Origin of the sequence: Saccharopolyspora endophytica (assembly GCF_018070075.1) — a bacterium.
Taxonomy (GTDB): Bacteria; Actinomycetota; Actinomycetes; order Mycobacteriales; family Pseudonocardiaceae; genus Saccharopolyspora; species Saccharopolyspora endophytica.
Genome location: NZ_JAGPXE010000011.1, coordinates 152,708 through 164,666, shown reverse-complemented (window position 1 = coordinate 164,666; position 11,959 = coordinate 152,708). Strand labels below are relative to the sequence as shown.

Sequence of the window (11,959 nt, the reverse complement as noted above, 5' to 3'; positions counted from 1 at the left end):
CTCGATTCAGGAGGCGAACCCGATGTCGCGGTACTGGTCGACGTTGTCCCGGGTCACCACGGCCGAATAGGTCGTCACCGAACGCGGCACCTCGTGCTCGGCGAGGTCGGACACACCGCGCGCTTGCGCGAGCAGCCGCGCCAGCGAGATCGCCGAGGAGCACATCGAGGGGCTGTAGAGCACGGTGGCGCGCATCACGCCGTTTCCCGCTTTGATCCGGTCCATCATCTGCCGCGATCCCGCGCCGCCGACCATGAAGAACTCGTCGCGGCCGGCGGACTCGACCGCCGACACCACCCCGATGCCCTGGTCGTCGTCGTGGTTCCACACGGCGTCCAGGTGCGAGGCCGCCTGCAGCAGGTTGGTGGCCTGTCGTTCACCGGTCTCGGCGGTGAACTCGGCGGCCACCCGGCGCGTGACCTCCAAGCCGTGCCGGGCCAGCCCATCGCGGAAGCCCGCGCTGCGCTCCTGGGTGAGCGGTAGCGAATCGGTGCCCGCGATCTCGGCGATGACCGGGTTGGCAACGTTGGCCTTTCGCAGCTCGGCGGCGATGTAGTCGGCGGCGTTGACACCCATGCCGTAGTTGTCGCCACCGATCCACACCCGGTAGGCGTCCGGCGAGTCGAAGACGCGGTCCACGTTGACCACAGGGATCCCCGCGCGCGTGGCGCGCAGGGCCACGTCGGTCATCGCCTTGCCGTCGGCGGGCAGGACCACGAGCACGTCGACCTTGGCGTTGATCAGCGTCTCGACCTGGGCGATCTGCTGGCTGACGTCAGAGCCGCCCTCGGTGGGGCGGAAGGTGACGTCCGGCAGCTTCTCGGCCTGAGCGCGGGCGTAGGTGGTCATCGCCGCCATCCAGCCGTGATCGGCGGCCGGCGCCGAGAACCCGATCGTCACGTGCTTTCCGGGGGCGGCGTTGTCACCGCCCGCGGCGACGGCGGCCTGGTTCTCCTGCTGCGGTGGGGTGTTGGCCAGGCATCCGGTCAGCACTGCGGACGCGCCGATGGCGGATGAACCGAACAGGAGTCTTCGGCGGGACGTTTCGGGAACGGACATGGTTCCTCCTCGACACTGAGGTGGGATGGGCTTGTCAGGGGGTGCCGGATCGGCGCCGAGATCGCGTTTGGACCAGCACGGCGAGCACGATGATCGCGCCCTTGGCGATGTTCTGGATGTCTGTTTCCAGGTTGTTGAGGGTGAAGACGTTGCTGAGCGTGGTGAAGATGAGCACGCCCAGGAGGGTCCCGCCCATGCTGCCGCGCCCGCCGGAGAGCAGGGTGCCGCCGATGACCACGGCAGCGATCGCGTCGAGCTCGTAGAACAGACCGTTGGTCGAGGCACCGGAGGTCGTTCGGGCCACCACCATGAGCGCGGCGATGCCGCAGCACAGACCGGCGAGCGCGAACACCAGGGCGGTGTGCCTGCGGACGTTGATCCCGGCCAGCCTGGCCGCCTCGGCGTTGCCGCCGACGGCGAGCGTGCGACGGCCGAACGTGGTGCGGTTGAGCAGGATCCAGCCCGCGACGAACACGATCGCGAAGATCCAGACCAGCACCGGCACGCCCAGCAGGTGTCCCTTGAACAGCGCCCCGAAACCGGGGGCGTCGACGACCTGGGTCTGCCGTCCGCTGATGCGTTCGGCCAGGCCGCGCGCAGTGGCCATCATCGCCAGCGTGGCGATGAACGGCACCACCCGCCCGTAGGCGATCAGCAGCCCGTTCACCAGGCCGCAGCCGGCGCCCACCAGCAACGCGCACAGGACCATCACGCCCGCGCCGAAGGACTGGGTCGCCCACGTCGTCATCCACACGCTGGACAGAGCCACGATCGAACCGACCGACAGGTCGATGCCGCCTGCCGAGATGACGAAGGTCATGCCCACGCTGACCACGCCGATCGCGGCGGCCAGTCGCAGGACGGTGGAGATGTTGCCTTCCGTGAGGAAGGCGTCCGGCCTGGTCGCGTAGCCGACCACGCACAGCGCGATGAGCACGAGGAACAGCGCGGTCAAGCGGATGTCTGCGCGCGACCACCAACGGCCGAGCTTGGACGCCGCGGTCGTGGTCGGTGCGGTGAGGGTGCGTTCGCTCATCTCGACGGTGCCTCCATGACCAGGTCGAGCACGCGGGACTCGGTGATGTCACTTGCCGCGGCGGTGTGCACCACGGCGCCGTCGCGCAGCACGAGCACCCGGTCGGCCAGCGCCAGCACCTCCGGGATGTCGCTGGAGACGACCACGATCGCCAGCCCGTCGGCGGCGAGTTGCCGGATGAGCGCGTAGATCTCCGCCCTCGCGCCGACGTCAACGCCTCGGGTGGGTTCGTCGAGCAGGAGAACGCGGCACCCGCGCAGGACCCAACGTCCGATCACGGCCTTCTGCTGGTTGCCGCCGGAGAACGTGGCGATGAGACGGGTGGGCTCGGCCGGGTGGAGCTGGAGCCGGGTGGCCACCTCGGTGGTACCGGCGTGCTCGGCGCCCCACCGGGTGAACCCCCACCTGCTGTGCCGGGCCAACGACGCCAGCGTCACGTTCGCGGCCAGCGCCATCTGGGGGAGCAGCGCTTGGCTCTTGCGCTCTTCCGGGGTCAGACCGATACCGGCGGACACCGCTGCGCTGATGCTGCCGGTGCGAACCGAGCGGCCGTCCACCTGCACGTCACCGGAGTCGGGCACGCGGGCTCCGAAGATCGTCTCCAGGACTTCGCTGCGACCACAGCCGACCAGCCCGGCCAACCCGACGATCTCACCCGCGTGCGCGGTGAAGCTCATCTCGTCGAACTCACCGCGCCGCCGCAACCCCCGCACTTCCAGCACCGGCCGATCGGTCGCGGTGCTGCCTTCGGCCGCCACCTCGGGAGGTTCTCCTCCCGTCATCAGCGTCACCAGCTCGCGGGTCGAGGTCTCGGCGACCGGCAGAGCAGCGGAGACCGTGCGTCCGTCCTTCAGCACGGTGATCCGGTCCGCGATGCGCCGGATCTCGTCCATGCGGTGGGAGATGTAGACGACGGCGACACCGTCGGCGGTCAGTTCCCCCATGATCCGGAACAGGTTGTCGACCTCTCCCGCGGACAGCGCTGCGGTCGGCTCGTCCATGATGATCAGCTTCGCCTGGTGCCCCAGCGCGCGGGCCATCGACACCAGCTGTCGCGCGGCCGCGGAGAGCTCGCCGACGGGTTCGTCGGGGTCGATCTCCGGATGCCCCAACCTCGCCATCAGCTCCGCCGCGGCGCGCCGGGTCTTGCCGCGCTGCGTGAAGCCCGCGGTGGCGGGTTCATGACCGAGGAAGATGTTCTCCGCCACGCTCAGGCCGGGCACGAGGTCGAGTTCCTGGTACATCGCGGCGATTCCGCGCCGCAGCGCCGCGGCCGGTGAGCCGAGCGCGACGGACTCACCACGCCACTCGATCGAGCCGCCGTCGGGGTGATGCGCTCCGGAGAGCACCTTGATCAAGGTGGACTTGCCGGCGCCGTTCTGCCCGAGCAGGCAGTGCACCTCGCCTGAGCGAACGCGCAGGTCGACGCCGTCGAGCGCGCGCACACCGGGGAACACCTTGACGATCCCGGACATCACCAGCAGATCGGTGTTCTCGGTCATCTGTCCCCCTGGAAGACCGGGGTCCACCGGCTGTGCTGCGCGGCGCTGCGCTGCACGGCGTCGAGCACCCGCTGCACGTGCAACCCTGCGGCGAAGTCCGGGCTCGGCGTCGACCGTTCGGCCACTGCGGTGATGAAATCGCGCAGTTCGTGGACGAAGGTGTGCTCGTAGCCGAGCACGTGTCCCGGCGGGTACCACGCCTCCAGGTAGGGGTGCTGGGGTTCGGTGGCCAGGATGCGTCGGAAACCGGCGACGTCCGCGGGTTCGGTGCCGTCGTAGAAGGCCAGCTCGTTCATGGATTCGAAGTCGAAGGCGAGACTTCCCTCGCTCCCGTTCACCTCGATGCGCAGGCCGTTCTTGTTGCCGGTGGCGTAGCGGGTCGCTTCGAAGGTGCCCAGGGCGCCTTCGCGGAACCGGGCGGTGAACAGCGCGGCGTCGTCGACGGTCACCGCGCCGGTTCGTGCGGGGTCCTCGGGCAGCGGGCGCTCGCCGACGAAGGTTTCGACCGAGCCCGACACCGCGACGATCTCCTCGCCCACGAGGTGCTGGGCGAGGTCGACGATGTGCGCAGCCAGGTCGCCGAGGGCTCCGGAGCCGGCGCGTTCGGCGCGCAACCGCCAGCTCAACGGCGCCTGGGGATCGACTAGCCAGTCCTGCAGGTAGTTCGCCCGGACCTGCCTGATCCGGCCGAGGCGACCCTGCTGCACCAGCGTCCGGGCCAGTGCGAGCGCAGGTACTCGCCGGTAGTTGAAGCCCACCATGGCCAGAATCCCGTTGCGTCGGGCGCGGTCGGCGGCCTCGGCCATCGTCTCGGCCTCGGCGACCGAGTTGGCCAGCGGTTTCTCGCACAGCACGTGCTTGCCCGCCTCCAACGCGCCGATGGCGATCTCGGCGTGGCTGTCGCCAGGGGTGCAGATGTCGACGATGTGCACGTCGTCGCGCATCAGGACCGATTTCCAGTCGTCACTGCATTCATGCCAGCCCAGCCGTGCCGCGGCCGGGGCTGCGGCGTCCTTGCGGCGCCCGCAGAGCACGACTCGTTCCGGCCGCGCCGGAAGGTCGAAGACCCGTCCCACGGTGCGCCAGGCCTGGGAGTGGACCGCGCCCATGAACGCGTGGCCCACCAGTGCGACTCCAAGTGTGTTCATCCGTCCTCCTGGGGCACGCGGACCCGCGACGCGGAAATCCGCCGAACGAAAGGGGGTTTCACGACTCCGGAGAAACGCCGAGAACGTGATCGCTGATCATCGCGGCGGCACCGATGATTCCGGCGCTGTCACCGAGTTCGGACAGCACGATCGGGAGGCTGCTCGTGGCCAGCGGGGTCGAGCGCCGGTACAGCTCGCTGCGGACTTCGGCCAGCAGCGCGTGTCCGAGCTTCGACACGCCGCCGCCGACGACGATCATCGCGGGGTTGCAGAAGTTCACAAGCCCGGACAAGACACGTCCGAGTCGACGTCCGCCATCGCGGACCAGTCCGAGAGCTTGCGGGTCCCCGGCGCGCATGGCGACGCCCACGTCGTGGGCGGTGAGGATCTCGCGGTCGACGAGGAGGTCGCGCAGTCCGGGTGATTCTCCGCCTCGAGCGAGCGCGGTGGCATCGCGCGACAGCGCCGCGCCGCTGAAACACGCTTCGAGGCAACCGGTTCGGCCGCACCGGCACACGGGGCCGGTGTCGTGCAACGCGATGTGCCCGATGTCTCCGGCGCTGCCGTTGCTGCCGCGCAACACGCGATGCCCGGTGATGATGCCGCAGCCGATGCCCGTTCCGATCTTGACGAAGAGGAAGTCGGCCACCGACTGGGCGAGACCGCTGTACATCTCGCCCACGGCCATGAGGTTGACGTCGTTGTCGACCAGAACGGGGCAGTCGAACTGCTGCATGACGTGCTCGCGCACCGGGAAGCGGTCCCAACCGGGCATGATCGGCGGGGAGACGGTGAACCCGTCCCGGAAGCTGACCGGCCCCGGCACGCCGACACCGATGCCGTCGAGCGTCGGCAGATGCCCACCTGCGCGCAACTTCCCGATCACCTCCACGGCCCGGGCCAGGATCGGCTCCGGTCCGGCTTCGATGTCGATGACCTCGCTGGTCTGCGCGACGATGTCGAGCCGGCCGTCGATCACGCCGACGTCGAGCGATGTGGCACCGATGTCCACTCCGACGAATCGGAGTCGCTCCGAGAGCTGCACCAGCCCTGACCTGCGACCGCCTCGTGACTCGGCCTTGCCGGCGCGTTCGACGAACCCGATCTCCTCCAGTCGGGCCAGTTCCTGCCCGATCTTGGAGCGCGACAGCGAAAGCTGCGCGGCCAACTCGACGGCCGCTTGCGGCCCGTTGCGCCGCAACGATGTGAGAACCCTGGCTTGGTGAGCGTTTTCCGGTTGCACCGGCTACTCCACTTCTTGCACAGAGCGAATGAAGTTCGTCACAGAGTAGGTTAAATGCCGCATTTGCGGTCAAGGGAGAAGCAACGTTGTCACCCCAACGGCCGCATCGCGCTCGTCGAACCTTCCGAAGTGCCGAATGGTCCAGCGCGGCAAGGGAATGGGGGACGCTGCCGAAACTCTTTCGGCCGCAGCGGAAGCTGGTCCGACCTGGGTGGACGTCCCGAGTTGGCCCATGAGTCCGCACGCAGCGGCAAGGCCGCGAGTGCTAACCGATTGCGCGGAACGCAGCAGCGCGCACGTCGGCCGGACGGCGCTGTTGCGACTGCTCCATCCGCGCGCGACCGGCACGAGGCCGTCCGGATGGTCGCGCGGTGCGGCCGGAGTCGGAGCCTCCGTGCCGGTCCGCAGCCGGTGCGGTCATGCGCTGATGTCGTCGGGGTCGACGGGGCGGTGTGCGCGGGGGAGCGTTTCGAGCACGAGGCGGTAGGAGTCGGTCACGAGCTCGTCGACGAGTTCCTCGTTGAGCGAGTCTCCTGGCCCGAGGGTGATCCAGTGCTTCTTGTTCATGTGGTAGCCGGTGGTGATGTCCGCGTGAGCGTCGCGGAGAGCTTTCGCATCGTTAGGCTCCGCCTTGACGATGACGACCGGTTGCCCGGCTACCGCTCTTGCATCCCGTGCGCGGGGGTGCTGTGGAACGCGGGTCATGAGCATGAACCACTTGGTGTGCACCCTGGCGGCCTGCCACCCCTCTTCGAAGGTGTAGAGAGTGGCGCCAGGCAGGTTCTGCGCGCGCTGTCGAGCCGCTTCCTGCAGGGCCTCGCCGTTCATCGTCGTGCTCCTCGTCAACGCACCCGCGGTGGTCGTGACTCGTGGCCGCGAGTCGGGAGGGCGTGCGCTCTCCTCGCTCACGGCCACTCCACAGCTCCCTTTGTGTGTTCGCTGTGAGAACCACCAGGCACGTTAACCCCGTCCGCAGCTCCGGCGCCACCGAACGCGCACGGCTCCGCGGCGGCACCGCGACCGTGCGAATCGCGCGGTTGTGCGGTGGAAGTCCACGGCACGGGCGCACGCAGCGCTTCCTCGTGAACGAGCTCGAGAAGGCGCGGGATCGCCGGGGGTGCGGGCTAGTGGTTTCGAATCGCGCTGTCCCGACCGGGCAACGCCGTCGCGCGGGCCGGTACCGCTACTTCATCGCCAGCGTGAGGATCTGTGTGGTCTGGTCGGGGGAGAAGTTGTCGTCGCTGATCAAGACCAAGCTGCGGCGGCCGTCGGGAAGGCGTGGTCCCCAGGTCATTCCCTCGATGTTGTCGATCGTGCTCGGGGCCAGGTCGGCGAGATCGACCAGCAGTTCCTTGCGGGCCGGTTGGACATCGGTGCCGGTCAGGGACTCGACGTGTTGCACGTCGGTAGCGGCGCGGGTGTCAACTCGGTAGATCCGGATCGAGTTGCCGACTCCGCTGACGAATGCGCGTTCCAGCACCAGGTGCTGGTCGCCCTGGTCAGCCAGGACCGCGGTCGCGCCGTTGTTGGCGTAGCCACCGGTCGGGGAGGCGGCGAACACCGGGTCGAGCGGGTAGGCGTGCTGGGCGAGTACGGATCCGGTCCGCGACTGCGTGGTGAGTCGGGACAGCGCGCCGTGCTCGGTGGTCGGCGACTCGCCGTCCTGGAGCAGCGGTCCTTCCATGGCGGTGACCACCTCGGTGCCGCCGGCTGCGAAGGTCAGGCCTTCCAGGACCTCGTTCCGCTTGGGTCCGGTCGTTGGCGCCATGCGCAGGTTGGCTGGTAGCGGGAGGTCGTGGGTGAAGCTGCCGTCGGTACCGGCACTGCGGATCGACGGGTCGATCAGCTGCGCACCGCGATCCCCTTCGCTGGTCCACCAGAAGCCCTCGGCCAGAGGGTCCCAGCGGATGTCTTCGGGATCGACCGATCCCGCCGGGTAGGTCGTGCCGTCCGGGCGTAGCAGCGGGCGGGTGCCGGTCAGCTCGAACCGCGTGCCGTCGAAATCAGCGGTGTAGTACCGCGCAGGGTGCCGCTCCGAACGATCGTCGCTGATCACGACCCATTGGCCGGTTCTCGGGTCGTAGTCCAGGCCGGACAGGCCACCTACCGTCGTGCCGTTGAACTGCATGGCGTGGGGCAGCGTCGTTTCGCCGACCAACTCGACCTGTCCGTCGTCCGCGGCGGCTGGCTGCGCAGCCACCAGCAAACTCGTGGCGAGCACCACGCCCGGAGCGCACGTCTTCATCATGCGGAGAGCGCATCCGACCACGGTGTCCGGAAAGTGACGTCCAGGTGGAGGTAGGTTGTCTCGGTCCTGGCGGTTGAGGTGATCGCCTGTGCGATCGCGATGGCGCGCATGAGGCATCCGTTCACGGTGCGATCTTGTGTCGGCACACGGTCGGTGGGGTCTCCTAAGGTCACCGGCATGACGAAATAGCCAGTCCACGACCCCGCGTCCACTGTTCGCTCAGGCTGTGGGGCAAGCCGAGCAGCAGATCACCGCGGTCCTTCCCGACGAAATCCGCGGTTGCCTCGTCAGGCGTCCGCTGCGTCGCGGGTGGGAATCGGTTGTGCGTCAGCGGCTTTCCCGGGGCGGTCCGCTGGAACGAGCTGGCGGAGCAGTTGCAGGGTGTCCGCGGAACCGGATGGCTGTTCGGTGGTGACCACGACGATGGACTGTTCCGGTGAGTGGTTGAGCTGGAGGCTCTGCTGGGTGATGGTGAGCTCGCCGACCAGCGGGTGGTGCAGCCGGAAGGAGTCGCCTTCGCAGGGTTTGACGCGGTGGTCGCCCCACATCGCGACGAACTCCGGGCACTTCACTGACAGCTCGCCGACCAGCGAGGCCAGCAATGCGTCGTCGGGGTGTCGGCCCGCCCTGAGCCGGAGGCTGGCCACCAGTCCGCGTGCTTTGCGGTCCCAGTCCCGGTAGAGCTCGCGGGTGTGCGGGTCCAGGAACAGCATCCGGACCAGGTTCGGGCGATCGCCCGGTCGCTCCGGTGCCGTCGGGTCGATGTGCCCGGCCAGCAGCGCGTGGCCCAGGGGGTTCCACGCCAGCACGTCGGTGCGCCGCCCGACGACCAGCGCGGGCACGCCCTCCAGCGACCGCAGCAGCTCGCGAGTGAGTCCGTTGACGCGCTCGACCGGTGGGCGCTTGCGCTGGCGCGGGCGCGGGGCGGCGAGTTCGCGCAGGTAAGCGCGCTCGTGGTCGTCCAGGCGCAGTGCCGTGGCCAGCGCGTCGAGCACCCCATCGGAGGCGTTGACCGAGTGGTTCTGCTCCAGCCGCGTGTAGTACGAGACGCTGACGCCGGCGAGCTGGGCGAGCTCCTCGCGCCGCAGCCCGGTGACTCGGCGGCGTCCGAGCGGGGTGATCAGCCCGACGTCTGCGGGTTGCAGGCGAGCCCGCCGGGATCGTAGGAACTCGCCGAGGTGTCCGGACCTGCTCATGTCCCCACTATGCCCTCGGCGCCGACGACGAGCCTGACACTGTCAGTGGTAGGCACCGCCGAGGCTGGTTCACCGGTCGCTCCGACGCGCAGATTGGGCGAGACCCCTCAACGAGCGGAGCAACCATGCAGGAGATCGCGCTGGGTGATGTCACCATCACCCGAGTCGTCGAGTACTACGGATCGGTCGAGATAGCGCCCGCCGATTTCTTCCCCGACGTGCCGGAGCGGACCTGGCGGGCCCACGAGCCGTGGCTGGTCCCGGACTTCATCGACCCCGCCGCGAACGTGTGCGTGTGCGCCATCCAGACCTGGCTGCTGCGCAGCGGTGGCAAGACGATCCTGGTCGACACCGGTGTCGGCAACCACAAGCAGCGGCCGAACGCCCCGGTGTGGCACGGCCTCGAGACCGACTTCCTCGGCAACCTCGCGCGCGCCGGGGTCCAGCCCGAGGACGTCGACCTGGTGGTCAACACCCACCTGCACGTCGACCACGTCGGCTGGAACACCCGGCTGCAGGACGGCGATTGGGTGCCCACCTTTCCCAACGCCACCTACCTGGTGCCGCGCGCGGACTTCGACTTCTGGAACCCCGCGGACGGTCACGACCCCGCACTGGGCAGCGGCAGCGAGAACGTGTTCGCCGACAGCGTCGCCCCGGTGTTCCGAGCCGGGCAGACCCTGCTGTGGGAGGACGAGCACGTCATCGACGACGACCTGCGCCTGTTCCTCGCACCGGGGCACACCCCCGGATCCTCCGTGCTGAGCGTGGAGTCCGGCACCGACCGGGCGCTGCTGGTCGGAGATCTGCTGCACACCGCTGCGCAATTCGTCGAGCCCGACGCCAACAGCTGCTTCTGCGAAGACCCGGTCGAGGCCCGGTCCACCCGCCGCCGGTTGCTGAGCCAGGCCGCCGACACCAACACGCTGGTGCTGCCCGCGCACCTCGGTGGCCACGGCGGCGCCGAAGTCGTGCGCGAGGGCGAGAAGTTCGCCATCAAGGAGTGGGCACCGTTCGACCGGATCGGACAGGAGCACGCCGATGCCTGATGTCACCCTGACGACCACCGGGGGAGCGGTCCGCGGCAGCACCAGCGGTGGTGTGCGGCGCTTCCTGGACATCCCGTACGCCGCGCCGCCGCGCGGTACCGGCCGGTTCGCAGCTCCGGAACCGCATCGCGGCTGGCCGGGGGTTCGCGACGCGACCCGGCCCGGGCCCACCGCGCCGCAACCGCGCCGGGACGGGTTCGCCACCCTGGACATGTCGCCGTTCTTCGGGCCCGGCTGGGTCCGCGGCGAGGACTACCTCACGGTCAACGTCTGGTCACCGCAGCACGCCGAGCGCCGCCCGGTGATGGTGTTCGTGCACGGTGGCGGGTTCGTCGCCGGCTCGAACCGCTCACCACTGCACGACGGCACCGCCTTCGCCCGCGACGGCGTGGTCCTGGTGACCCTCAACTACCGGCTGGGGATCCCGGGATTCCTGGATGTGCCCGGCGCGCCGCGCAATCGGGGATTGCTCGACGTCATCGCCGCTTTGCGGTGGGTGCAGGACAACGCCGACGCCTTCGGGGGTGACCCCGGCAACCTCACGCTGGTCGGCCAGTCCGCCGGTGCCACGCTCGTCGCGGCGCTGCTGGCGACCGACGACGCCACCGGGCTGTTCCGCCGCGCGATCGTGCAGAGCGGCAGCGGGACCGGCGCGTTCTCGCCGAACCAGGCTGCGGTGGTGACCCGTGCGGCGGCCTCCGCGCTCGGCGTCGATCCGACGGTGGCGGGCTTCAGCGCCGTCCCCGATGAGCGGCTCGTCGAGGTCATGCCCGGGCTCACCGGCCTGGACCTGCGAACAGGGGCTGAGTTCGACCCGCTGGTCGGGCTCACCCCGTTCGACGTGGTGCTGGAGCGCCAGCCCGCCGAGAGCGACGTGGCCGAGGTGGACCTGCTGGTGGGGTCCAACGCCGAGGAGGGCAACCTCTACCTCGCTCCGCAGGGCGAGCTGGGGACGTCGACCGCCGAGGACGTGCGGGATCTGGCCGCACGCGTGCACCGGGATCCGGACGCGCTCGTCGCGGCCTACCGGGCGCAACGCCCGGGTGCCGTTCACGGGCAGCTGCGCGCCGCGATCCTCGGCGACGCCATGTTCACCGCCGGTGGCCGCAAGTTGGCCGACGCTCGCGGCAACGCGCACGTCTACGAGTTCGCCTGGCGCTCAACCGCTGTGGGCGGGCGGCTCGGCGCGGCGCATTCGGTCGAGCTCCCGTTCGTCTTCGACCTGCTCGACCTCCCGATGTTGCGGGGACCGCAGGCGCTGCTGGGTGCGGGTGAACCGCCGGCGGGGTTGGCGACGGAGATGCACGGGGCGTGGGTGTCTTTCGCGACCACCGGCGATCCCGGCTGGCCGCGGTTCGGCGCGCAGCGCAGGATCCGTCGCTTCGACGCGGTGTCGGAAACCACCACCTCCCGCGACCTTTCGATGTGGTGACCCTGCCGTGACGAGCGCGCCTCGATCGACCCGGGGCGTACGGCTC

General features: G+C 69.5%; 10 protein-coding genes. 2 read left to right on the top strand and 8 right to left on the bottom strand.

Annotation, left to right across the window (positions count from 1 at the left end):
• Window positions 1-6 precede the first annotated feature (6 nt).
• From KBO27_RS24215 to KBO27_RS24180, 8 genes are all read right to left on the bottom strand, one after another.
• A complete protein-coding gene (locus KBO27_RS24215; protein WP_210972187.1) occupies window positions 7-1,059 on the bottom strand; it encodes a substrate-binding domain-containing protein in 1,053 nt (350 codons plus the stop codon).
• A 34-nt stretch (window positions 1,060-1,093) separates the two neighbouring features.
• Window positions 1,094-2,095 (bottom strand): ABC transporter permease, encoded by a 1,002-nt coding sequence (locus tag KBO27_RS24210; RefSeq protein WP_210972186.1) that lies wholly within the window; start codon window positions 2,093-2,095, stop codon window positions 1,094-1,096.
• On the bottom strand, window positions 2,092-3,597 hold the full coding sequence (locus KBO27_RS24205; protein ID WP_210972185.1) for a sugar ABC transporter ATP-binding protein: 1,506 nt from the start codon (window positions 3,595-3,597) through the stop codon (window positions 2,092-2,094). The genes KBO27_RS24210 and KBO27_RS24205 overlap by 4 nt, the downstream gene beginning before the upstream one ends.
• Complete coding sequence (locus KBO27_RS24200) at window positions 3,594-4,745, bottom strand: Gfo/Idh/MocA family protein (RefSeq protein ID WP_210972184.1); 1,152 nt, start codon at window positions 4,743-4,745, stop codon at window positions 3,594-3,596. The genes KBO27_RS24205 and KBO27_RS24200 overlap by 4 nt, the downstream gene beginning before the upstream one ends.
• Window positions 4,746-4,803: 58 nt before the next feature.
• Window positions 4,804-5,988, bottom strand: a complete 1,185-nt coding sequence (locus KBO27_RS24195) for an ROK family transcriptional regulator (protein WP_210972183.1) — start codon at window positions 5,986-5,988, stop codon at window positions 4,804-4,806.
• Window positions 5,989-6,405: 417 nt separating this feature from the next.
• Window positions 6,406-6,816 carry an MmcQ/YjbR family DNA-binding protein gene (locus KBO27_RS24190; protein WP_210972182.1) on the bottom strand — a complete coding sequence of 137 codons (411 nt, stop codon included), beginning with the start codon at window positions 6,814-6,816 and terminating at the stop codon, window positions 6,406-6,408.
• A 355-nt stretch (window positions 6,817-7,171) separates the two neighbouring features.
• Window positions 7,172-8,236 carry an esterase-like activity of phytase family protein gene (locus KBO27_RS24185; protein WP_210972181.1) on the bottom strand — a complete coding sequence of 355 codons (1,065 nt, stop codon included), beginning with the start codon at window positions 8,234-8,236 and terminating at the stop codon, window positions 7,172-7,174.
• 287 nt (window positions 8,237-8,523) lie between these two features.
• The gene (locus tag KBO27_RS24180; RefSeq protein ID WP_210972180.1) at window positions 8,524-9,432 is read right to left on the bottom strand and encodes a helix-turn-helix transcriptional regulator; all 909 of its coding nucleotides are present in this window, start codon (window positions 9,430-9,432) and stop codon (window positions 8,524-8,526) included.
• Window positions 9,433-9,557: 125 nt separating this feature from the next.
• Here KBO27_RS24180 and KBO27_RS24175 point away from each other — a divergent pair, with 125 nt between their 5' ends.
• Together KBO27_RS24175 and KBO27_RS24170 are read left to right on the top strand one after the other, a co-directional pair.
• Window positions 9,558-10,481 (top strand): MBL fold metallo-hydrolase, encoded by a 924-nt coding sequence (locus tag KBO27_RS24175; RefSeq protein WP_210972179.1) that lies wholly within the window; start codon window positions 9,558-9,560, stop codon window positions 10,479-10,481.
• Complete coding sequence (locus tag KBO27_RS24170; protein WP_210972178.1) at window positions 10,474-11,913, top strand: carboxylesterase/lipase family protein; 1,440 nt, start codon at window positions 10,474-10,476, stop codon at window positions 11,911-11,913. Before KBO27_RS24175 ends, KBO27_RS24170 begins: the two co-directional genes overlap by 8 nt.
• Window positions 11,914-11,959: the final 46 nt, after the last annotated feature.